Annotated in this window: 21 protein-coding genes and 1 riboswitch; of the genes, 14 read left to right on the forward strand and 7 right to left on the reverse strand. The window is 41.7% G+C overall.

The features are described from left to right. Window positions 1-129: 129 nt before the first annotated feature. Together tkt and rpiB are read right to left on the reverse strand one after the other, a co-directional pair. Window positions 130-2,139 carry a transketolase gene (gene tkt, locus PSF31_RS06260; protein WP_096863933.1) on the reverse strand — a complete coding sequence of 670 codons (2,010 nt, stop codon included), beginning with the start codon at window positions 2,137-2,139 and terminating at the stop codon, window positions 130-132. Between the two features lie 36 nt (window positions 2,140-2,175). Continuing rightward, window positions 2,176-2,628, reverse strand: coding sequence for a ribose 5-phosphate isomerase B (rpiB, locus tag PSF31_RS06265; RefSeq protein WP_004263541.1), 453 nt, complete (start codon window positions 2,626-2,628; stop codon window positions 2,176-2,178). 323 nt (window positions 2,629-2,951) lie between these two features. Between rpiB and PSF31_RS06270 the strand changes: the two genes are divergently transcribed. The 6 genes from PSF31_RS06270 (at window position 2,952) to crcB (ending at window position 9,340) form a co-directional block, all read left to right on the forward strand. Beyond that, entirely contained in the window at window positions 2,952-4,064 is a 1,113-nt protein-coding gene (locus PSF31_RS06270) for an MDR/zinc-dependent alcohol dehydrogenase-like family protein (protein ID WP_036958649.1), read from the forward strand. Between the two features lie 129 nt (window positions 4,065-4,193). Continuing rightward, on the forward strand, window positions 4,194-5,465 hold the full coding sequence (locus PSF31_RS06275) for an MFS transporter (protein WP_004263544.1): 1,272 nt from the start codon (window positions 4,194-4,196) through the stop codon (window positions 5,463-5,465). Window positions 5,466-5,476: 11 nt separating this feature from the next. Further along, a complete protein-coding gene (locus PSF31_RS06280; RefSeq protein WP_094961242.1) occupies window positions 5,477-6,478 on the forward strand; it encodes a dihydroxyacetone kinase subunit DhaK in 1,002 nt (333 codons plus the stop codon). 10 nt (window positions 6,479-6,488) lie between these two features. Then, entirely contained in the window at window positions 6,489-7,142 is a 654-nt protein-coding gene (gene dhaL, locus PSF31_RS06285; protein ID WP_004263557.1) for a dihydroxyacetone kinase subunit DhaL, read from the forward strand. Window positions 7,143-7,301: 159 nt separating this feature from the next. Then, window positions 7,302-8,264 carry a sugar-binding transcriptional regulator gene (locus PSF31_RS06290; protein ID WP_096863934.1) on the forward strand — a complete coding sequence of 321 codons (963 nt, stop codon included), beginning with the start codon at window positions 7,302-7,304 and terminating at the stop codon, window positions 8,262-8,264. 389 nt (window positions 8,265-8,653) lie between these two features. Continuing rightward, window positions 8,654-8,723: riboswitch (Fluoride riboswitch) on the forward strand. Window positions 8,724-8,959: 236 nt separating this feature from the next. After that, window positions 8,960-9,340: a fluoride efflux transporter CrcB gene (crcB, locus tag PSF31_RS06295; protein ID WP_004263566.1), complete on the forward strand. Its 381-nt coding sequence runs from the start codon at window positions 8,960-8,962 to the stop codon at window positions 9,338-9,340. Between the two features lies 1 nt (window position 9,341). Here the strand turns inward: crcB and PSF31_RS06300 are convergent, their stop codons facing one another. Next, entirely contained in the window at window positions 9,342-10,292 is a 951-nt protein-coding gene (locus PSF31_RS06300; protein WP_036958650.1) for a sugar-binding transcriptional regulator, read from the reverse strand. A 177-nt stretch (window positions 10,293-10,469) separates the two neighbouring features. Here PSF31_RS06300 and dalD point away from each other — a divergent pair, with 177 nt between their 5' ends. From dalD to PSF31_RS06330, 6 genes are all read left to right on the forward strand, one after another. Continuing rightward, window positions 10,470-11,858: a D-arabinitol 4-dehydrogenase gene (dalD, locus tag PSF31_RS06305; protein ID WP_094961246.1), complete on the forward strand. Its 1,389-nt coding sequence runs from the start codon at window positions 10,470-10,472 to the stop codon at window positions 11,856-11,858. Window positions 11,859-11,869: 11 nt separating this feature from the next. Further along, the gene (gene xylB / locus PSF31_RS06310) at window positions 11,870-13,339 is read left to right on the forward strand and encodes a xylulokinase (RefSeq protein WP_096863935.1); all 1,470 of its coding nucleotides are present in this window, start codon (window positions 11,870-11,872) and stop codon (window positions 13,337-13,339) included. Window positions 13,340-13,429: 90 nt separating this feature from the next. Then, on the forward strand, window positions 13,430-14,719 hold the full coding sequence (locus PSF31_RS06315) for an MFS transporter (RefSeq protein ID WP_004263579.1): 1,290 nt from the start codon (window positions 13,430-13,432) through the stop codon (window positions 14,717-14,719). A gap of 640 nt (window positions 14,720-15,359) precedes the next feature. Then, the gene (locus PSF31_RS06320; protein ID WP_004263585.1) at window positions 15,360-16,583 is read left to right on the forward strand and encodes a hypothetical protein; all 1,224 of its coding nucleotides are present in this window, start codon (window positions 15,360-15,362) and stop codon (window positions 16,581-16,583) included. A 6-nt stretch (window positions 16,584-16,589) separates the two neighbouring features. After that, window positions 16,590-17,825, forward strand: coding sequence for a Zn-dependent hydrolase (locus tag PSF31_RS06325; RefSeq protein WP_096863936.1), 1,236 nt, complete (start codon window positions 16,590-16,592; stop codon window positions 17,823-17,825). Window positions 17,826-17,881: 56 nt separating this feature from the next. Continuing rightward, window positions 17,882-19,066, forward strand: a complete 1,185-nt coding sequence (locus tag PSF31_RS06330) for an amidohydrolase (protein WP_004263593.1) — start codon at window positions 17,882-17,884, stop codon at window positions 19,064-19,066. Window positions 19,067-19,193: 127 nt separating this feature from the next. Here the strand turns inward: PSF31_RS06330 and PSF31_RS06335 are convergent, their stop codons facing one another. Together PSF31_RS06335 and PSF31_RS06340 are read right to left on the reverse strand one after the other, a co-directional pair. After that, the gene (locus PSF31_RS06335; protein WP_004263596.1) at window positions 19,194-19,370 is read right to left on the reverse strand and encodes a DUF2526 family protein; all 177 of its coding nucleotides are present in this window, start codon (window positions 19,368-19,370) and stop codon (window positions 19,194-19,196) included. Window positions 19,371-19,437: 67 nt separating this feature from the next. Then, complete coding sequence (locus PSF31_RS06340; RefSeq protein ID WP_096863937.1) at window positions 19,438-19,998, reverse strand: helix-turn-helix domain-containing protein; 561 nt, start codon at window positions 19,996-19,998, stop codon at window positions 19,438-19,440. An 82-nt stretch (window positions 19,999-20,080) separates the two neighbouring features. Here PSF31_RS06340 and PSF31_RS06345 point away from each other — a divergent pair, with 82 nt between their 5' ends. Continuing rightward, the gene (locus PSF31_RS06345) at window positions 20,081-20,746 is read left to right on the forward strand and encodes an AzlC family ABC transporter permease (protein ID WP_096863938.1); all 666 of its coding nucleotides are present in this window, start codon (window positions 20,081-20,083) and stop codon (window positions 20,744-20,746) included. Window positions 20,747-20,748: 2 nt separating this feature from the next. Next, window positions 20,749-21,066 (forward strand): AzlD domain-containing protein, encoded by a 318-nt coding sequence (locus PSF31_RS06350; protein WP_172767286.1) that lies wholly within the window; start codon window positions 20,749-20,751, stop codon window positions 21,064-21,066. A gap of 144 nt (window positions 21,067-21,210) precedes the next feature. Here the strand turns inward: PSF31_RS06350 and PSF31_RS06355 are convergent, their stop codons facing one another. Together PSF31_RS06355 and PSF31_RS06360 are read right to left on the reverse strand one after the other, a co-directional pair. Beyond that, window positions 21,211-21,399 (reverse strand): YegP family protein, encoded by a 189-nt coding sequence (locus PSF31_RS06355; RefSeq protein WP_004263611.1) that lies wholly within the window; start codon window positions 21,397-21,399, stop codon window positions 21,211-21,213. 379 nt (window positions 21,400-21,778) lie between these two features. Continuing rightward, window positions 21,779-22,174, reverse strand: coding sequence for a hypothetical protein (locus tag PSF31_RS06360; RefSeq protein WP_096863940.1), 396 nt, complete (start codon window positions 22,172-22,174; stop codon window positions 21,779-21,781). Between the last annotated feature and the right edge of the window lie 49 nt (window positions 22,175-22,223).

A 22,223-nucleotide genomic window follows, 5' to 3' on the forward strand; every position in this document is an offset into this window, starting at 1 on the left:
AGCTACTCGCTTTATTTATTATTGATGATTTTATTTAAATAAAAAATAAGCCAAATAACATAGGTATTATTTGGCTTGTAATAGAAAATTACAAAGTAGGATAACAGATATTAATTATTGCTATATCAATTAATCATTAGGTTTTAATAATGAAAGCGACATAGTAATAAGCTTTTCTACGGTGAAACCAAAATATTCAAATAATTGGTTTGCAGGAGCTGACTCCCCAAAGCTATTCATTCCCATGACCAATCCATCAATTCCTACATATTTACGCCAGTAATCACTGATACTGGCTTCGATAGCAATACGGTGCCGAACGTGATTGGGTAAAACGCGCTGTTGGTACTCTAAGGGTTGTTGGTCAAAGGTATCTGTTGAAGGCATCGAAATAACATTCACATTAAACCCTTGTTCAGTCAGTTGTTTCCAAGCTTCAACCGCTAATGTGACTTCAGAGCCTGTGGCAATTAATAGTAATTCAGGGTTTTCACTATTACTGCGCAAAATATATCCACCATATGCAATATTGGCGAGTTGTTCAGTTGTTCGCGAATATTGTATTAGGTTTTGCCGCGATAATATCAAGGCGGTTGGCGTATGTTTCGCTAAGATAGCTTGTTGCCAAGCCACCGCTGTTTCTACTTGGCAACAAGGGCGCCAGACTGACAAATTAGGTGTTGCACGTAGTGAAACAAGTTGCTCAACAGGTTGGTGCGTTGGGCCATCTTCACCTAATCCAATGGAATCGTGAGTATAAATGAGTATTTGGGGTAATTTCATTAATGCGGCCATTCTCACGGCATTTTGCGCATATTCAGAGAACATCAAAAAAGTTGCTGTGTAAGGGCGAAAACCGCCGTGTAATGCAATTCCATTAGCAATGGCGGTCATACCAAACTCTCTGACGCCATAGTGAATATAGTTGCCTGAAGGCTGTTCATTAATTGGCAGTGACCCAGACCAATAGGTGAGGTTGCTTGGGGCTAAGTCTGCGGAACCACCGATTAATTCAGATAAAACAGGGCCAATAATATTGAGTGTATTTTGTGACGCTTTACGTGTAGCTATCGTTGCAGGGTTTTCATTTAATTGTTGAATGAAGTTATCAATGATATCTGTAAATTTTTCAGGAAGTTGATTGGATAATCGCTGCGTTAGCTGCTCGGCAAGTTCTGGGTATTGTTTGGCATATTCTCGTAATGCTTGCTCCCAACGTAATTGCTGTTCAGCACCATGTTCTAGGGCATTCCAAGGCTGGTATATTTCATCAGGAATAACAAAAGGCGGATACGCCCAACCGAGTTGTTGACGAGTCAGCGCTATTTCGTCTTGCCCTAATGGAGCACCATGAGAATCGGCTGTCCCGGCTTTATTGGGAGACCCATAACCAATAGTGGTTCTGCAAATAATGAGGGTTGGTTTCGAGGTTTGTTGGCGAGCTTGTTCAATGGCCGCTTTGATTGCAGGCCGAGAATGTCCATCGACTTGGCGAATAACATGCCAGCCATAAGCTTCAAAACGCTTTGCGGTATTATCAGTAAACCAACCTTGAGTATTACCATCAATAGAAATACGGTTATCATCATAAAAGGCAATGAGTTTATTGAGTTTTAGCGTTCCTGCTAATGAACACACCTCATGGGAGATCCCCTCCATTAAGCAGCCATCACCTAAAAATGTGTAGGTATAGTGGTCGACAACGGGGAAACCAGAGCGATTAAACGTAGCAGCCAACGTTTTTTCTGCTATTGCCATACCAACCGCGTTGGCAATGCCTTGGCCTAAAGGACCTGTAGTGGTTTCAACGCCGGGGGTATAGCCTAATTCAGGATGACCCGGTGTTTTGGAATGGAGCTGACGGAACTGTTTTAAATCGTCGATAGATAAATCATAGCCCGTTAAATGAAGTAAGCTATAGAGCAGCATTGATGCATGGCCGTTTGACAAGACGAAACGGTCACGATTAGGCCAATTCGGGTCAGCAGGGTTGTGCTGTAAGTAATCTCGCCATAGGACTTCGGCAATATCAGCCATTCCCATTGGTGCGCCGGGGTGGCCTGAGTTGGCTTGCTGTACGGCATCTATTGAAAGAAATCGAATGGCATTGGCTAATTTATTTTGTGGTTGAGTGGACATTACAAAGCTCCCAAAGTAAAAGCGCCTAAAGTAAAACTAACGTTCCCCATTTTCATACTCACTGATTCGAGCCACTTTCGGCGCTGACCGTCCCCCTTCATAATGGGATGCCAGCCATGTGTCGACAATGGTTTTAGCCAGTTCAGGGCCAATCACACGGGCACCAAAGGTAATAATTTGTGCATCATTACTTTTTTGTGCTCGTTCAGCGGAGTATGTGTCATGGCACAGTGCTGCTCGAATGCCTGTGACTTTATTAGCAACAATGGACATACCAATTCCGGTACCACAAATTAAAATACCGCGCTGGTGTTTACCTTGTACGATTGCAGTTGCAACAGCGTGGGCAACATCAGGATACATTTCATCTGCAACCCCAGTATTTAAGCAGTAATCAGTCACTTCAATGTTTAATTCTGCTAAGTGAGCCTTAATCAAATCTTTCATTTCAAATGCAGCGTCATCTGCACCAATAGCAATAGATAGCATGATAGAGATCCTTATTGTTGAACAAAAGTTCATTAATCAATCAAATGTACTATTTAGAAAATAGGATCTTATGAACAAATAATCAATAGGTGAACATATGTTTTTATTTTTGTGATGATGAATTCTGTGATCTACAGCTTCAAATTTAATTTTTTTTGCCAAAAATGTAAAAAATAGGCGTTTCAAGGCGATTTTATAAGAATTTTTGCACTGAATCACACTTTGACAATCTGACTATGGGCAAGGATGAAGAAAAGAAGGTATGGTTAATTTGTATCTTCATTGAACTTATGTTCATTTTACAAACCGCCGAGGATAGAACTATGTGTGAACACTGTGATTCAAAAGCAACGATGAGCGAAAGCATTCCAGAAAAAATGAAAGCCGTGGTTGCTTATGCACCAAAAGACTACCGTTTAGAAACTGTCGATGTCCCTAAAATTAGTGAAGAAGAAATTTTGGTTCGCGTAGAAGCTTGTGGTATCTGCGCGGGTGATGTGAAGGCTTTTGAAGGTGCGCCAAGCTTTTGGGGGGATGCAGAGCAGCCCGCTTATATCAAGGCACCGATGATCCCAGGGCATGAATTTATTGGCCATGTCGTAGGCTTTGGTTCAAAAGTTGAAGGTTTTGCATTAGGTGACCGTGTTATTTCTGAGCAAATCGTACCTTGCTGGGAATGCCGTTTCTGTAAACGCGGTGAATACTGGATGTGTGAGAAGCATGACTTGTATGGTTTCCAAAACAACGTGAACGGCGGTATGGCGCAATATATGAAGTTCACCAAAGAGGCCATTAACTACCATGTACCTGTTGAGATGCCAATTGAAGACGCTATTTTAATTGAACCTTACGCCTGTTCTTTACATGCGGTGCAGCGTGCCAATGTCAAATTGGGTGATGTCGTCGTGCTTTCGGGGGCGGGAACATTAGGCCTAGGCATGATTGGTGCAATTAAAAAATCCGGTGCAGGCAAGTTAGTCGTTCTGGATTTATTTGATAAACGTCTTGAATTAGCAAAAGAATTTGGTGCTGATATCGTATTAAACCCTAAACGTGATGATGTAGATAAAATTGTCAAAGAGATGACTGAAGGTTATGGCTGTGACATTTACATTGAAGCGACTGGGGCCCCTAAATCGGTAGAGCAAGGTCTTAAGATGATCCGTAAATTAGGTACTTTTGTTGAGTTTTCTGTATTTAAAGACCCTGTGACAGTGGATTGGAGCATTATCAGTGACCGCAAAGAACTGGATTTATTAGGTTCTCACCTTGGCCCATATTGCTACCCGTTAGTGATTGAAGGCATTGGTAATGGTGATTTCCCAACTAAAGGGGTGGTGACGGATATCTTACCTTTAGATAAATTTGCGGAAGGTTTTTCGATGATGGCGAAAGGTGACCCGCACATTAAAGTGGTTCTCGACCCAAACCTGTAGTGCTGTAGTGGGTTGAAAAAAATACGAAATTAAAAATATAACGATAAAAATTGGACCTGAATAAATGTCACCCTACCAAGGCTTGTTATTCAGGTCCTAACCCAGCGAACAAGCACTGAGGTCAACAATATGATAATCAATAAACTGTCTAAAGTAACGGGGTTTTCACCAAAGTTACTACTTGGCTATTTTGGCGTCCTGATCTTTATGATGGGGGAAGGGCTTGAACAAGGCTGGTTGTCGCCTTTTATTATTAGCCGTGGAATGAGTATTGAAGAGTCTTCATTACTGTTTAGTGTGTATGGTTTTTTTGCTGCTGTCGCCGCGTGGTTATCCGGTGTGTTGGCTGAAATTTATACTGCTCGTCGTGTGATGATTTTTGGTTTTGTGATGTTTGTGATTGGCTCGGTTATTTTCTTATCTGTTGGTTTACCGAGTAACAGCCTGTCTATCATGATCCCAACCTATGCGTTGCGTGGTTTTGGTTATCCAATGTTTGCCTACGGCTTCTTAGTTTGGGTGGCCTATGAGGCGCCAATTAAAAAATTGGGCTCTGCTGTCGGGATCTTCTGGTTTGTTTATAGTGGCGGACTCGGTGTTTTAGGGGTGATGTATTCGAGTTATGCGCTGCCAATTTTAGGTGAAATGGCAACGTTATGGAGTGGACTAATTTTTGTCACTATCGGGGCATTTATTGCTATCGCGCTTAACCGCAACAAAGCGGGAGATACACCGGACTCACCGAAAGAAAAAGTTTCACTTAGCTATGTGTTTAAAGGGATCACGATTGCGTTTGAAAACCCAAAAATTGGTTTAGGTGGCATTGTTCGTACTATTAATACCTCTGCAGCGTATGGTTTTGTGATCTTCATGCCAATGTTTCTTGCCGACTTTGGTTTTTCCCGCACAGAATGGTTACATATCTACGCAGCACTTTGGACAGTAAACATCGCTTTTAATCTGATCTTTGGCGTTGTCAGTGACCGTATCGGTTGGCGCAATATTGTGATTTGGTTTGGTTGTGTCGGCTGTATGGTTTGTACCTTAATGTTTTATTACGTGCCTTATTATTTTGGGCACAATTATACCCTGATGATGATAGCCGCTGGCTTATTTGGTGCATGCCTCGCTGGATACGTACCACTTTCAGCCATCATGCCGAGTTTAGCGCCTGAAAATAAAGGTGCAGCAATGTCAGTCCTTAATTTAGGGGCAGGGTTAAGCACTTTTGTCGGTCCTGCATTAGTTGGGCTCTTTATTAGTAGTGTAGGTGCTTTTGGCGTGATTTGGATTTTCTCGGGGCTCTATTTATTTAGTGCGATATTGATGAAATTTATTACTGTGCCGGCTGAATTACTTGAAAAGTCGGCAGAGATGCAGCTAACACCAGAAAATAAGTAAATGAGGGAATTATGAACAGAATCATTAATGAACCTGATCTTGTTGTTGAAGATGCCATTCAAGGCTATTTGAAAGCGCACCCTGAATATTTTGCGCAGACTGATAATGCGCGCGTATTAAAATACCCAAAAGCACCAATACAAGGGAAAGTGGGCATTGTTACTGGTGGTGGCTCCGGCCATGAACCTGCATTTTTAGGCTATGTGGGCGAAAACATGTTAGATGCGGTGGCAATTGGTGAAATTTTCTCCTCGCCAACCGCTGGGGCATTTTTAGATGCGTTCAAAGCCGCAGACAGTGGGGCGGGCGTTGCTTGTTTATATGGTAATTATGCAGGCGATAACATGAACGTCAAAATGGCGATGAAAAAAGCTGAAAAAGCGGGTATGAAAGTTAAAACCGTGGTTGCTACCGATGACGTCGCTTCAGCCCCTGCGAGCGAGAAAGAAAAGCGCCGTGGTGTCGCGGGTGAAATACTCATGTGGAAAGTGGGTTCTGCCGCAGCAAGTAAAGGCTATGATTTAGACGGCGTGATTAATGCGGCACAAAAAGCGATTAATAACTGCCATTCTATTGGTGTTGGGCTAACGTCTTGTACCATTCCAGCGGTGGGTCATCCAAATTTTCATATTGAAGATGGGATGATGGAGCTCGGTATTGGCCACCATGGTGAGCCAGGCATTGAAATCATGCCAATCCAGTCTGCAGCGCAAATGGCACAAACTATGTTAACGCCAATCTTAGATGATATGCAGGCAAAACAAGGTGATGAAGTCGTCGTATTGGTTTCAGGATTAGGTGCCACACCCGTAATGGAATTGTATATCTATTATGCAGAGGTTGAAAAACAACTCAGCGAAAAAGGCGTGCGTATTGTTCGTAACTATGTTGGTAACTATTTTACGTCATTAGAAATGATGGGGGTAACGCTGACATTAATGAAAGTGGATGATGAATTGAAAGCATTGATGGATGTCCCTGCATATTCATTGGGTCTAACACAGGTCAAATAAGGAGACAACTATGCAAGTTATTTCAACGGGCAACGGCAAGGAAATTACCCTTGATTTAGTGAACATTATTGTTTCTAACCGTGAATACCTCAGCGATATTGATGGAGCAATAGGGGATGGAGACCATGGCATCAATATGGCAAAAGGTTTTAATCTATGCGCTAAAGCAATCGCGGACCGTGAATTATCACTCAGTGAAGGCTTTGAAGAGATTTCTGATGCCTTGATGGAAGGTATTGGCGGTTCAATGGGGCCACTTTATGGCAGTTTCTTTATGGGAATGTCAGACAGCATTTCAGGGAAAAATGAGTTATCGCAACAAGATTTTCTTGCTATGTTGAAAAATGGGCTATCCGAACTGCAAGACATCAGCAGTGCAACAGTGGGTGACAAGTGCCTAATGGATACATTGATCCCTGCGGTTAATGCCTTTGAAGAGGCAACAAAAGCAGGGAAAAACTTTAAACAAGCGCTTGATGCGATGCAGGCCGCTGCAGTTGCAGGCCGTGATTCCACGGTAGATTTAGTGGCTAAAATTGGCCGTGCAAGCCGCCTTGGTGAGCGTTCAAGAGGCGTGTTAGATGCAGGCGCGACTTCTTGTTGTTTATTATTATGCCAATTAGCGCAAAGTGTTGAAAAACAGAGCGCATTAACCAATGCATAATTGTTTTATATAACTCTTTTCGTGGATATATAGTCAAAAACCATTGCTATATATCCACTCTCTTTTATAACTCACTTATTAATTGCCACTAGAAACGCTATACTAAAACCTTATCATCCTTGTTGCGATTAACACCAATAAAGAGGAAACCACTATCTTATGGATAGATCACAAACATCTTCCGAAATCGAGCTACTGACTGAAATTGCGATAGCTTATTATCGCGATGAAATTACTCAGGAAGAGATCGCCAATAAGTTTGGTATATCGCGAATTAAGGTGGGGCGCTTACTTAAGCGAGCAAAAGAAGAAGGTATTGTTGAGATCAATGTTCGCTATCATCCTATTTTTAGCACTCAGCTAGAGCAACAGCTACTTTCTCGTTTTCCGATTTCCCGTGCGTTGATTGCCCTCGATCATCCCGATGAAGAACAACAACGCTATCAAGTTGGCACACTTGTCGCTAATTATTTATCGACAACATTACGTGACAATATGATAGTCACCGTCGGTCAGGGGCGAAATGTCGCGGTGGTAGCCGATAGTGGCGGGGCCGTTCCTGAAAAAGATTGCCGTTTTATTTGCGGAATCGGCGGAACACACCGGCCTGGCGACTCTATCAATGCGGACCATATCAGCCGTCGCTTAGCGAAGAAATTTGGCGGAACCAGTGAAACCCTATACGCCCCTGCTTATGTTGAAAATAACGAATTAAAGCAATCTTTTATGAAAAATGGGACCATTAAGGAAACCTTAGATCGCGCCCGTAAAGCGGATATTGCCTTAATTGGTATTGGCGATATGAATGAAGATAGCTATATGGTCAAACTAGGCTGGTTTACACCGCGTGAAATTGTTGATGCGAGTTTGAATCAAGGGGTGATTGGCGATATCGCGGGTTATGATTTTTTTAATGCGCAAGGGCAACATGTTGATACGGTGATGAATGACCGAGTAATTGGCCTAAGCATAGAAGAACTCAAGAAAATTCCTTGCGTAATAGCGATTGCTTCCGAATCCTCCAAGGCCATGGCTATCATGGGGGCGCTGCGTACGGGGGCGATTGATATTATTGCAACGAGTGCGAGTAATGTGCGGACGATTTTGAAGATGTCCCAATAGCTCGTCATACTCCAAGCTGTAGCGTTGTTGACTACGTTCATTCGCATTAGTCACATACTTGTGTATGCTCCTAACGACTCGTTCACTTGTCGCCTAGCTACAACTTGAATTATTTAGAGCTATTATTTGTCATACTTCAAGCTGTAGCGTTGTTGACTACGTTCATTCGCATTAGTCACATACTTGTGTATGCTCCTAATGACTCATTTACTTGTCGCCTAGCTACAACTTGAATTATTTAGAGCTATTATTTGTCATACTTCAAGCTGTAGCGTTGTTGACGACACTCACTTATTCGTTTTCTGCTTAGTTATGACCCCTAACTATTTAGGGTATCTATTATAAAATAGGTTTGCATCACCTAATTAGTTGCCTTATTATTTTTATGTAAACCTTTGGGAGATGGCATTCCTCCTTATATAAAACCGCCCGTAGAGGGCTGATGATGCCTACGTTAACCTTTTCATTTGATGGGGTACGTAGGTATTATGTGCCCTAATTTAGGGCATAAATGATCTATACTCGTCATACTTCAAGTTACATGGGTGTTGACTGCATTGCGCTAGCCGAATTACATACTTGTGTATGCTCATCGGACTATCTTCGTTTGTCGCCTTCATGTAACTCGAATTATTTAGAGTATAACTGGGAGACTTTCCTTTCATTTATCCCGCCAGACATTAAAGGAAGTTTCTATGTATGCCTCATTATTTGCAATTGCGATTGGTTCAGTGCTTGGCGGATGGCTAAGATGGTTTGTTAGCCTAAGACTCAATCACCTTTACCCAAATATTCCTCTAGGTACCGTTGCGGTCAATTTGGTTGGCGGCTTTGTCATTGGTTTTGCCATTTCGTACTTTGCCAATGCAAATATTAGCCCTGCCTATAAATTATTCATTGTGACGGGTTTCTGTGGTGCATTTACCACCTTTTCGACCTTTTCACTCGAAGTGTTGGTGCTAATCCAAGAAGGTAAATTGGGTTTCGCTATTAGCACCATTGCTATCCACGTAATTGGTGCCTTAATATTTACCTTGCTTGGTATGTTATGCCATCATTGGCTGACACAGGGATAATTTATTTATTCGCTAATAAATGATGCGCAGTGGCTTCATCGGTCACTAAACCTGTTACCCAACCGCCATTCATAACGGCTTGAATGGCTTTTGTTTTGTGTGCGCCACCCGCAAATGCGATCACAGGCTTATTTGGGGAGGGAAACAGCGGAACACTGGTGTGCGTGTCATCCAAAGCCGTAGAAAGTCGCTCACCGTTAGCTTGAATAAAATGCCCCAATAGCTCTGCGGCGACACCTTTTTCTAACAACATTTCCAATTGTTCATCCGTGACGAAACCTTCAGAATTGAGCGGGCATCCTTTACCGACTTCGCCAATACCAATAAAGGTAATATCTGCATTCAGGGCTTTCTCCGTGACTTCCTTATACACGCGATGTTGGCACCACATTGCTTTATCTTCTGGGCTATCAGCATAAAGAGGTGCAGGTAGAATATAGTGTCGGCATTGTAATTTTTCTGCAAAGCGTAATGGAATATCATAGCGTGTTGCTGAGCTATCACGGGCAATAGCGCCTATTAATGAAACACATTGGTGCTGAGAGGTTTCTAGGTAAGGAAGAGCGTCAATAATACTGCGTAATGTTCTGCCTGAACCGATACCAATAACTTGAGGTTTATCGGGTTCGATTAATTGCTCCATGAGCTCAGCACCTGCCACTGAAATCATGTCGAGTGTCGCTTCTGTATCTAGTTGCCCTGACGGGATGACAAAGCAATGTGTTAGGTGATACTTTTGCTGGATTTCATTAGCGAGTCTTAAACACTCCGTAATCGGGTGCGTGATTTGCACCTGAACCATACCTTGTTCTTTTGCTAATGAAATAAGGCGTTGGGCGACTTGTCTTGATAGCCCAAGTTCATGCGCAATTTCCTGTTGTGTTTTGCCTGCCACAAAATATAGCCATGCCGCACGTGCAGCTTGTTCCATTTTTTTTAATTCTTTCTGCATGAACATTCTCCTGCTGGTTTCGCTTATTGTAATTCTGGGCAATTGTTTATTAAAAGGGCAAAAGTCAATACTGTGAGCATTATCGCAGTAATTGTGATCAGATTGAAACTAAAATATAACAAACGGGCATATGCCCAAAAAAATAGCAATTATTTAATTTTAGGGTAAGGAGTCACAATGCTAAAGCAGAAATCAGTGTGGATGCACATCGGTGCTGGGTCATTTCATCGTGCTCACCAAGCGTGGTATTTGCACCGCTTGTGTCAACAAGGGGATGATAGTTGGTCAATTGCCTTAGGGAATATTCGCAATGATGCGAATGCATTGCTTGATAACTTAACCAAGCAAAATGGGGAATATACCCTTGAAACAGTTTCACCTGAAGGTGAGCGTCATTATGAAAAAATTACTTCAGTGCGCAAAGTATTGCATTGGGATGAGAATTTAAGCCAGTTAGTGGAACAAGGTTGTGATAAAGCAACACGTGTTATTGCTTTTACAGTCACAGAAGCGGGCTATTATTTAACCCCACAGCATGAGTTAGATGCAGAACAGCCAGACATTAAAGCAGATTTAACGGGCAAAATGAGCACGATATATGGTGCATTAACACAAATTTTACGTGCACGTTTAGCAGCTCATGGTGAACCTGTGACCTTGTTAAATTGTGATAATTTGCGCCACAATGGCGAACGCTTTAGACACGGCTTTTTATCGTTTTTACAATTAAAAGGTGAAACTGAGCTGTACCAATGGGTGAAAGAAAATACGCGTTCGCCGAATACCATGGTTGATAGGATCACGCCTCGCCCAACCCCAGATGTGGCTGAACGTGTAAAACAGCATACTGGTTGGGATGATAAAGCACCTGTTATGGGAGAGGCATTCATTCAGTGGGTGATTGAAGATGACTTTATTAATGGACGTCCTGCATTAGAAAATGTCGATGTAGAAATGGTTGAGTCCGTTTTACCTTGGGAAGAAGCGAAGATTCGTATTCTGAATGCAAGCCACAGTTGCATTGCTTGGGCAGGCACCTTAATCGGTTTGAGCTTTATTGATGAAAGCACCCGCCAATCTGCTATCAAACAAATGGCATGGAATTATGTGACACAAGATGTGATCCCGTCATTATCGCCGAGTCCTCTCGATTTAGAACAATACCGTGATGTGGTACTCGCACGCTTTAGTAATCCTTATATTCAGGATACTAACCAACGTGTAGCCGCAGATGGCTTATCAAAAATACCTGGTTTTATTACGCCAACACTCCAAGAATGCTATCAGCGTCAGCAGACTCCGGCTGCGACGGCTGTGCTGCCCGCTTTATTTTTCGTATTTTTACAGCGCTGGGCTCGTGGTGAATTACCTTATGAATATCAGGATGGTGTGTTGGATGTGGCACTATATCAAAAAATGATGAATAGCAGTGACGCATTGTCGCAATTTGTCTCAAGTGAAATGTTGTTCGGCTCACTCGCTCATTCTACTGAATTCCACGAATTGATGAGCAACACGGTTGAAAAAGTTGAAAATTGGCTCAAGTCACCTCAACAACCTCTGTAAGGAGAAAGGCGATGTACCTCGGAATTGACCTAGGCACTTCAGAACTTAAGGCCGTATTAATTAATGCTCAGGGCGAAATTGTTGCCTCAAGTCACATGGCATTAACAGTACAAAGGCCACATTCTCAGTGGGCAGAACAATCACCAGATAGTTGGTGGGAAGCCACTAACGCGGTTGCGGCTACCTTGCGCCAAAAAGCCCCAGAAGCATGGGCAGCGGTGAAAGCGATTGGTTTATCGGGCCAAATGCACGGCGCAGTATTATTAAACAGCGAACACCAAGTACTTCGTGACTGTATCTTATGGAATGACACCCGCAGTGCGAAGGAATGTGAATGGTTAATGGCAAATCACCCTGAGTTTCTAACGATTGGTGCTAATTTAGTGATGCCAGGTTTCACGGCGCCCAAGTTATTGTGGGTCGCACGCCATGAACCAGAAATATTCAAACAAGTTGCTAAGGTATTGCTTCCTAAAGATTATTTACGTTGGAAAATGACTGGTCAATTTACCAGTGATATGTCTGATGCGTCGGGCACATTATGGCTAGATGTGGCTAAGCGTGATTGGTCTGATGAACTATTGGCTGCAACTAATCTAACTCGTGAACAAATGCCTTCTTTAGTTGAAGGCGCTGAAAAAAGCGGTGTGTTACGGGCGGATTTAGCTTCCCAATGGGGGCTTAGCGCCGATGTAATTATCGCTGGTGGAGGCGGTGATAATGCGGCTTCTGCTGTTGGTGTTGGTGCGGTTAATGACGGTGATGCTCTAATTTCTTTGGGCACCTCTGGCGTCATTTTTGTGGTTAATAATCAGCTACAAGCAGCACCACACCAAGGCGTCCATGCATTTGCTCATGCATTGCCAAATCGTTGGCACCAAATGAGTGTGATGTTAAGTGCTGCCAACTGTTTGCGTTGGCTTTGCCAGCTTCTTTCCACAACGGAAAACCAGCTAATGGATGAAGTGGGGCAATTGACCGATGACGAGAAGAAGCAAGCTCCAGTATTTTTGCCTTACCTATCAGGGGAAAGAACACCCCATAATGACCCTTACGCAATGGGCTCATTCTTTGCGTTAAAAAATGAAACAACGCGTGCTCAGCTTGGTTATGCGGTGATTGAAGGAGTGACCTTCGCTCTGGCGGATGGCATGCAGGTTTTAACGCAAACGGGAACGCAAATTAGCCGGTGTAGCTTAACAGGGGGAGGAGCACGTAGTCCTGTTTGGGCGCAGCTTATTGCTGATGTTATCGATATACCGATTGTGACTCACCCGGCGAGTTCGTCGGGGGCTTTAGGTGCGGCTCGTTTGGCATGGCTGGTGGACGGCGGTAATACAGAAACCGTGTGCCAAAAACCAGAAGTGCTGAGTACCTATTTACCACAAAAACAGTGCCAAACTTGGTTAAATCAACGGCTTGATGTTTTCCGTTTATTATACCAACAGCAAAAACAAGCAAGGGAATTATTGCCGCAGTAGGCGAGTGTGGCGGTGTTTCCCTACATATCACCGCCACGGTTATCTCTTCGCGATTGATTAAAATAACAAAATTAAAATGAGGAAACTGCAATGGAACAGAAGCAGTATTGGCTTGGTCTACCTAAGCATTTGTTCTGGGGTTTTATTGCCATCGCTATCTTTATGAGTGGTGATGGCTTTGAAATGGCTTTTTTATCAAAACATATTACTGATTTAGGGTTTACACCGGCGCAATCCGCGATGGTATTTACTGTCTATGGTTTAATGGCAGCCGTTGCGGCGTGGGCATCTGGTGTTGTGGCTGAAATTATCACCCCCCTAAAAGCCATGATGATCGGGTTTATTCTCTGGATTGTCATGCATGCCTTATTTATGGCGTTTGGTCTCGGTATGAAAAGCTATACCTTGATGCTGTTATTCTATGGTATTCGTGGGCTGGCTTATCCATTGTTTATTTATTCATTTATGATGATGCTGGTGCAAGTCATCCCTCGAGCGCATCTTGCTGCGGCTACGGGTTGGTTCTGGGCGATGTACTCGGTAGGTATTGGTGTTATCGGCAGTTATCTGCCTAGTTTTTCAATCCCAATGATGGGTGAAACAGGAACATTATGGATGGCCATCGGTTGGGTCGCTATTGGTGGCGCAATTGCTTATTTTAGCCTACGTAACATTCCAGTTGATCGCTCCAAAGTTAATTTACCCATGAAAGATAAAATGGCTGAATTGTCGCGGGCTGCCACCATTTTATTTACCAACAAAGACATCTTTATGGCAAGTTTAATCCGCATTATCAACACTATTTCGTTGTTTGGTTTTGCAATCATCATGCCATTACTCTTTGTTGACCGCTTAGGGTTCACCATCTCTGAATGGTTACAGATTTGGGCGGTTTTCTTCTTTGTCACTATTTTTACGAATATTTTTTGGGGAATTGTTGGTGAACATATTGGTTGGATCCGCCAAGTCAGGTGGTTTGGGTGCCTAGGTATGGCAATATCCAGCTTAATGTTTTATTACTTACCGGTTTATTTTGGTCATAATTTTGCCATCGCATTAATACCCGCCATTTTATTAGGTATTTTTGTGGCTGCATTTGTTCCAATGACGGCGGTATTCCCAAGTATTGAGCCACACCATAAAGGTGCTGCGGTCTCAATTTATAACCTTTCAGCGGGGCTGAGTAATTTTGCTGCACCGGCAATAGCCAGTTTAGTATTACCTTTCTTTGATATTGTGGGTGTTGTTTGGGCATATACAGGTTTGTATATCTTTGCAGGAATACTGACATTCTTTATTAAAGTTCCACAACCCGGCTTTGAAAATAATCGCAAAATAAAACCAGCTAAGGTAGCGGCTGAACAACAAACTAGTCATTAAATTACTTTATCTATTACTCATTAAACCCTGTAGGTAGTGAATTATCTATGGGGTTTTTCTTTGTTTAAATAAACTTTATTGTCAAAACAAACTAAATTGGAGATGAAGGGATATCATCCTTTTCAACAGCAATATAAAGAGAAACGGTTTAAAAATAAAATAAAGTAGAATATTTCCTATAAATAGAAATATTGGTCATATTTATAAGGTGATTTTTCATCTTATTACGATATTTATTGAAAATACAGCCATAGACAATAGAATATAATTTCATAGATTAAAAAATAAACTATAGTTGATTTGTTTGTAAATAATAAGTTAAATGACATAAAATATTAGCTTATAAACCTGCATTTAGAGAATATTAAGGTGCTTGACCCCTTTCAATGTTATATCTGACTATTTAGTTCACTGCATACCTTTATTCCAAGCTGTTTAAATCCTGTTTAGCTCTCTATACATCTGAATTTTCGGTGTTATGATGAATTTTGTTGCAATTTCGTGTATTTGTAGCGAAATACTCTCTATATTGGTGTTTTGTTGCGCCAAATAAAATTTATAATCTAACCTTAATTAAAATTAATAGTTTTCAATACCAAAAAATAATCTAATAAAAAAAGATAAGTGCGGGGAAAAAGTTATGTCACAGATGTTAGCTCTGTTTCTGATAGTGGGGATATTATATATTGGGGATGCTATAGCCGTTAGAACTAAGGCTTGGATCCCCTCCGTATTTGTATGCGCAGTGCTCTTTCTTTTAGGTTATTGGACTATTTTCCCGAAAGATATTGTGAGTATTGCCGGTATTCCTCAAGTAGTTGCGGTTACCTTAATGTATTTGTTAATTACAAATATGGGAACCTTATTATCGTTAAAAGAATTGTTGCGCCAATGGAAAACTATTCTTATCTCCTTAGCTGGGATTTTAGGCATTATTTTCTTGACCTTTATTGTCGGTATTGCCTTATTTGATTTAAATACTGTATTAGTTGCAGTTCCTCCGTTAGTTGGTGGAATCGTTTCTTCGCTAATTATGTCAAAAGGTGCCGCTGAGGCAGGTTTAGTTGACCTTTCGGTTTTCGCTATTTTAATTTACGTTATGCAGGGGTTTGCAGGTTATCCACTCACTGCCGTGATGTTAAAAAAAGAAGGGCGTCGAGTTCTAGAAAAATATCGCAATGGCCAATGGCAAGAAACATTATCTGTTGATGGCGCAAAAGATGTTGAAGTTAAAGCAGTGGTATCTGAAGATGAAATGCCACGTATGTTCAAGAAAATCCCTAATCACTATAACACCAGCTATTTTAAATTCTTACGCTTAGCTGCGGTAGGGTATTTGGCTTATTTAGCCTCATCTTTTGCAGCCCCTTATGTGAGTATTAGCCCATTTGTGTTGTGTTTATTATTTGGTGTTATTGCCTCTTCGTTAGGTTTCTTAGAAAGACAACCATTACAAAAAGCCAATGGTTTTGGGTTCGCCATTATGGCCTTAATGTTATTTATCTTCGATACATTAAACCATGCGACTCCTGATATGTTATTGCGTCTAGTTTATCCGATGGTGGTGTTAATTAGTGCAGCGGTTATTGGAATGTACCTTGCATCATGGGTGGTTGGTAAAATATTAGGCGTTACCAAAGAAATGGCGTTTGCTGTTGCTCTAACGGCTTTATATGGTTTCCCTGCTGACTACATCATTACTAACGAAGCGATCAACGCATTAACGAAAGATGAAAAAGAACGCCAAGTATTAACTAGCCATATGTTAGGGCCGATGCTAGTTGGTGGCTTTATTTCTGTGACCATGGTTTCTGTTGTATTAGCAGGTATTATGGTGGCTTATATTGTTCCAATTGCAGGGTAAAAAATAATGGAAACAAGTACTTCAAGAATTCAGCGTCATTTAGAACAGTTAGCAGAATATACCGCAACACCGGGGCAGGGCACTACTCGGATGAGCTATAGCGAACAAGATAAACAAGCGCGTGATTATTTAAAACAAGAAATGCGCGCTTTAGGATTACAAGTTCGAGAAGATGCTATTGGTAATATTTATGGGCGCTTAGAAGGCCAGCAACCTGATTTGCCTGTGGTGATTGTGGGTTCTCATTTTGACTCTGTTCCTCATGGCGGGGCATTTGATGGCCCGGCAGGGATTGTTACAGGTTTGGATGTCGTAGCGCGTATTAGTGAACAAAACTTAACTCCGAAATATCCCTTAGAAGTCATTGCCTTGGTTGAAGAGGAAGGGACCAGTTTTGGCCGGGGCTTGATGGCTTCAAGTGTGATAACGGGTTTGATTGGTACAAAAGAATTATACCAACTCAAAGATAGGCAGGGTGTAAGTGCGGCGCAGCGTATGGCAGAGGCAGGGTTTAATGCTGATCATGCATCACAAGCTGTGCTCGACCCTAAAAAGGTCAAAGCATTTTTAGAATTACACATCGAACAAGGCCCGGTGTTAGAACAGGCAAATGAAGATATAGGGATCGTAGAAACTATCGTAGGTATCAGTCAGTTAGAGATTAAACTGACAGGTAAAGCAGGCCATGCAGGTACTACGCCGATGAATATGCGAGCCGATGCATTAGTGTGTGCAAGCCAAATTATTAGTCATATTCCTGAACTAGCAAAGGCGGCAGGGGATAATACGGTTGCGACCGTAGGCCGGTTATCAGTATTACCTAATGGGGCGAATGTCATCCCAAGCGAAGTCACTTTTAGCGTCGATATTCGCTCTAAAAATGACGTTGCGTTACGTAAAGTGATTGAACAAATAATCGAATTAACAGAACAGGTTAGCAATTCGTTAGCGATTTCAAGCGATATTGTTCAGCCGTTATATGTTCAGCCAACGGAGCTCAATAGTGATATTTATCAACTAATGCAACAACATGCCAGCGACCAAAACTTACGTTTTCGTTCAATGGTCAGTGGCGCGGGGCATGACACTATGATTTTTGCAGGTATAACTCAAACGGGACTGATATTTGTGCCAAGTCGTAATGGGTTAAGCCATCATCCAGATGAATGGACGGATTATGCACAAATCGCGCGAGGAGCAGATGTGATGTTTGCTACCGTTAAGTCATTAATAGAATGTTAATTAATAAGTGAGCCAGATTCAGTATCTGGTTGAGCAATAGGGTAAAAGGTAGAAAAATGATTAATAAAACAATTACAGCCGCAATCAAAAAATATACACCTGAAATGATTGCTTTTCGTCGAGATCTACACGCTCACCCTGAGCTACCGTTTGAAGAAGTACGCACCACGCAACGTATTGCTGAAGAATTAGACAAAATCGGAATCGAGTATCGGCTAACCGAGCCTACTGGTGTTATTGCGGAAATTAACGGCGGTAAGCCAGGTAAAACAGTTGCTCTGCGTGCAGATATAGACGCATTACCCGTTTTGGAATTGAATGATTCATTAGAATATAAATCGACCATTGAAGGTAAAATGCACGCTTGTGGTCATGATGCGCATACGGCAATGCTATTAACGGCAGCCAAAGCATTGTATGAGGTGCGAGAAGAATTAGCCGGCAATGTGCGTTTAATTTTCCAACCTGCAGAAGAGATTGCTCAAGGCGCATTAGCCATGATCAAACAAGGCGCAATCGAAAATGTGGATAACGTTTTTGGTATGCATATTTGGACAACCACACCATCAGGAAAAGTATCTTGTAATGTGGGTGGGTCTTTTGCTTCTGCTGATTTACTGAAAGTCACTTTTAAAGGCCGTGGTGGTCATGGTTCTATGCCAGAAGCAACTATTGATGCAGCAGTTGTTGCTTCAGCATTTGTCATGAATTTACAAGCGATTGTGTCCCGAGAAACCTCATCTTTAGACTCAGCCGTGGTCACGATAGGTAAAATGGATGTCGGGACACGCTTCAATGTTATTGCAGAAAATGCAGTATTGGATGGTACGGTACGTTGTTTTGATATCGAAACTCGTAACCGCATCGAAGCTGCGATCCGCCGTTATGCCGAGCACACTGCGGCTATTTATGGGGCGACTGCGCAGGTTGATTATATCTATGGGACACTACCGGTTATCAATGAGGAGCGCAGTGCGCTACTGGCTCAATCAGTCATTTCACAAGCTTTTGGTGAGCAAGCTCTGATTAACGAAAGACCAACACCGGGTGGTGAAGATTTCAGCTTCTACATTGAAAACATCCCGGGGTGCTTTGCGCTGTTAGGCACAGGAAACGCCGAAAAGGACACTCAATGGGCACATCATCATGGTTGTTTTAATATTGATGAAGACACGATGGCGACAGGTGCTGAACTTCATGCCCAATATGCGTGGAGTTATTTACAGCAACAGGAGTTTTAATTGAGTATGTTAATGCTATTAGGGCTAGTTATTTTACCAATACCGGGATTACCACTAACCCTACTGCCTATTTATTTTGGTTATTAAGATCAGTTAAGAGTGCGAATAGCGGCCATATATTTGGCTGCTATTTGTTGTGATGAATAAAAATAGCTTCTCTTAAGCGCTGTTGTTGTTCAAAACGTTGTTCTTGGTTGATTTGCGGGTCATGGGATAGCTGCATCAGCATTTCATTCATCTTATGAACTGAATTTTCATCAATCAATTGGTTTACTTTTTCAACAATTTCATCATAGTAGGACATAACACAGGCTCCAATTAATATTCACTAAAGCTATAATAACGCAAAATCTATTGGGCTAGATAGGTGATTAATTTTGTTTATCGATCACCATAACTGCCATTGTATTCGGTTCTAAGGCTCGCATTATATGTGGCTCATCTCCGGGGTAGTGAATATAGTCCCCAACCTGTAGTTCAACAGGGTTATCCAATGGGCCGACTAACGCTCTGCCAGACATAATAATGATGTGCTCGCTGACGCCATGCATATGAGGTTCTGAAATACGATCACGACCGGGCTGGGCAACCACAGTATAAATATCACGTCGCGAATCTGCGGGGGCTGATGAGAGTAAAAAGGCCAAATAATTCGCGTGTTCGGCACTGACCGGTATCGCCTCCCCATGGCGGATCACAGTAACAGCTTCTTGTTTTTCTTCAATTAATCGTGCGAAAGGAATGTCTAACGCTACACAAAGTGCCCATAAGGTTTCAATACTTGGGTTACCACTACCCGATTCCAATTGAGAAAGTGTAGATTTAGCGATACCCGCTTTTCGAGATAACTCTGATAGGGATAGCCCGCTTTTTTGTCTTTCACGAAAAAGGGCTTTTGAAATCAACTCAATGGGAGGTGAAGGTAGATTCAATTTTAATTTTCCTATTTAGATTGCACTTTATACTATCTATCGACATAATGAACAAACGTATTATATATCGAACGGTCTAGGGATGCTAACTTCAATAAGCTCAAAGCTAAATCATAGCACAGTGAAAAATATAGCTCTTGTCTGTTTTGCTGACTTAATTGTTGGCATTTCTTATGGTGCATTGGCGCTTTCACAGGGATTTGACTGGTGGATACCAGTGACTTTATCTATTTTAGTGCTCGCAGGGGCGTCCGAGTTTTTGTTTATCGGCGTGATTTTTGCTGGTGGAAGTCCGCTTTCTGCTGCACTCGCGGGGCTATTAGTCAATTCACGACATATCCCCTTTAGTTTTGCAACTAGTGATTTAACGGGGAAGGGAGCAAAGTCGCTATTGGGCTATCATATTATGAATGATGAGAGTGTTGTATTTGGCTTAGCTCAAGAAACTGAATCAGAAAAACGTGCGGCTTTTTGGTTGTGTGGGATAGGTATTCTATTGTGTTGGCCAATTGGTGTTGTGATAGGTGAGGTATTGGGCAGCTTTATTAATGATACTCATATATATGGTATGGATGCGATGTTTCCTGCGATTATTTTAGCGCTTTCATTGCCCGCGTTATCGGATAAACGCCTGCGGTTAACCGCTGTTATCGGTGCAGTTATCGCTGTTGCAACGACACCGATACTACCAGCGGGGATCCCTGTATTACTGGCATTATTGAGCTTGGTTGTTTATATAAGGAAATAATAGTGACAAATAACCCGTGGTTAATTATTAGCGGAATACTGCTGTTGGCGGTTGGTACTTATTTAATGCGAGCATCAGGGGCTTTGCTACGCGGTCGAGTAGTCCTTTCGGAGAATAGCAAAGTATTATTTTCAGCAGCAGCCATTGTTATTTTATTTTCAGTTGCGGCAACGTCTACGTTATTTTCAGGTGATGAAGTTTCGGATTGGCCTAAAATTGTAGGGGTATTAGTGGCAGGTGTACTGACTTGGTTTAAAAAACCATTTATTATCATTGTGTTGTCAGCAGCGGTTGTTACTGCGTTACTTAGGTTCATTTGATTAGTGGCTAATCTACTTAGTGCTTAAATTGAATAGCAATTAATTTAAATTGTGTTACTTGCAATAGCGTGTATTTATGTAAGTTATATAAGCCAACAGATAAAAAAGTGGCCCCGATTCGCAGAAGGCTGGGGCCACAGAAACTTACTCAGTTAGATCTTTTATTGTTTCAGAAGAGCCATTTTTTTGGACAGAGGCAATCCCTTTAAGCGCAGATTGCTTAGATGCATACATTTCACTTTTTGCAATCACTTCGTGATTTGCTGCTTTTAAAACGAAATAGTAAGGCTGAGCAACGTCTTTAGTGGATTTTTTTAATTCAAAATACCCCATGATAAGCTCCTGATTTTCTATTTAAGGGATGTCAAACAAAGTGTTAATAAATTACAGTTATTAACAATCTGCTTGAATTAAGAGTAGTCGCTATTAGGTATTATTACTAGAGAGGAAGGTCCAATTCAGAGAAACTTTTTTAAAAAAAAGCCTCTGGTATACAGAGGCAATCGTAGGATATATATACTCGTCATACTTCAAGTTACAGCGTTGTTGACTGAATTCATTCGTCGCCTAACTGCACCATGAATTATTTAGAGTGTAGAACTCTTTATTGTCTGGATAAGATATCGGCTTTTATTGATAGGTGCTATCTGGTTGTACTTATCAATATAAAAGGTTTTACCGATAACTTAATTAATTTTCATTGATACCATTATTACTGTGTAGCTGGGACACGAATTGCCTCTGGTGTTGGCATAGCATTCATTGGTTTATATTCAGGGACTTCCATCACTGTAACTTTGACAACATAGCGTTTGCCATCTTCAATTTTGGGCGCATTATTGGCCAGCTTTTTTGCAGTTTCATTTGGTGTCATCGTTTGTTCCGCAACGCTATATACCATATTGTGATGATTACCCATGTGCTGACGAGGCATTTTGTGGTTAATGCCATTTGCTGCTGCGGTAAAGCCGACGGTTAATAATGCTAAAGCTAATAAACCGGTATTTAATTTTTTCATTTCAGTATCCTCTGTATTGGTGATGGGCAAATCATTCACCAATTCATATTGTCTCGCAATCGCTTTTACCTCCCCTGACGGAAGCTCCATAATTACTGCACTTTTTATTCAAGCTTGAACCATAATTTATATAAAACAG

The sequence above is a fragment of the Providencia sp. PROV156 genome, from assembly GCF_028480905.1.
GTDB classification, from domain to species: domain Bacteria; phylum Pseudomonadota; class Gammaproteobacteria; order Enterobacterales; family Enterobacteriaceae; genus Providencia; species Providencia hangzhouensis.

Bases quoted from the DNA above. Each gene is read 5' to 3' on its own strand.
- tkt (WP_096863933.1), bottom strand. From the start codon at position 2,139: ATGTCCACTCAACCACAAAATAAATTAGCCAATGCCATTCGATTTCTT.
- rpiB (WP_004263541.1), bottom strand. From the start codon at position 2,628: ATGCTATCTATTGCTATTGGTGCAGATGACGCTGCATTTGAAATGAAA.
- PSF31_RS06270 (WP_036958649.1), top strand. From the start codon at position 2,952: ATGTGTGAACACTGTGATTCAAAAGCAACGATGAGCGAAAGCATTCCA.
- PSF31_RS06275 (WP_004263544.1), top strand. From the start codon at position 4,194: ATGATAATCAATAAACTGTCTAAAGTAACGGGGTTTTCACCAAAGTTA.
- PSF31_RS06280 (WP_094961242.1), top strand. From the start codon at position 5,477: ATGAACAGAATCATTAATGAACCTGATCTTGTTGTTGAAGATGCCATT.
- dhaL (WP_004263557.1), top strand. From the start codon at position 6,489: ATGCAAGTTATTTCAACGGGCAACGGCAAGGAAATTACCCTTGATTTA.
- PSF31_RS06290 (WP_096863934.1), top strand. From the start codon at position 7,302: ATGGATAGATCACAAACATCTTCCGAAATCGAGCTACTGACTGAAATT.
- crcB (WP_004263566.1), top strand. From the start codon at position 8,960: ATGTATGCCTCATTATTTGCAATTGCGATTGGTTCAGTGCTTGGCGGA.
- PSF31_RS06300 (WP_036958650.1), bottom strand. From the start codon at position 10,292: ATGCAGAAAGAATTAAAAAAAATGGAACAAGCTGCACGTGCGGCATGG.
- dalD (WP_094961246.1), top strand. From the start codon at position 10,470: ATGCTAAAGCAGAAATCAGTGTGGATGCACATCGGTGCTGGGTCATTT.
- xylB (WP_096863935.1), top strand. From the start codon at position 11,870: ATGTACCTCGGAATTGACCTAGGCACTTCAGAACTTAAGGCCGTATTA.
- PSF31_RS06315 (WP_004263579.1), top strand. From the start codon at position 13,430: ATGGAACAGAAGCAGTATTGGCTTGGTCTACCTAAGCATTTGTTCTGG.
- PSF31_RS06320 (WP_004263585.1), top strand. From the start codon at position 15,360: ATGTCACAGATGTTAGCTCTGTTTCTGATAGTGGGGATATTATATATT.
- PSF31_RS06325 (WP_096863936.1), top strand. From the start codon at position 16,590: ATGGAAACAAGTACTTCAAGAATTCAGCGTCATTTAGAACAGTTAGCA.
- PSF31_RS06330 (WP_004263593.1), top strand. From the start codon at position 17,882: ATGATTAATAAAACAATTACAGCCGCAATCAAAAAATATACACCTGAA.
- PSF31_RS06335 (WP_004263596.1), bottom strand. From the start codon at position 19,370: ATGTCCTACTATGATGAAATTGTTGAAAAAGTAAACCAATTGATTGAT.
- PSF31_RS06345 (WP_096863938.1), top strand. From the start codon at position 20,081: ATGCTAACTTCAATAAGCTCAAAGCTAAATCATAGCACAGTGAAAAAT.
- PSF31_RS06355 (WP_004263611.1), bottom strand. From the start codon at position 21,399: ATGGGGTATTTTGAATTAAAAAAATCCACTAAAGACGTTGCTCAGCCT.
- PSF31_RS06360 (WP_096863940.1), bottom strand. From the start codon at position 22,174: ATGGAGCTTCCGTCAGGGGAGGTAAAAGCGATTGCGAGACAATATGAA.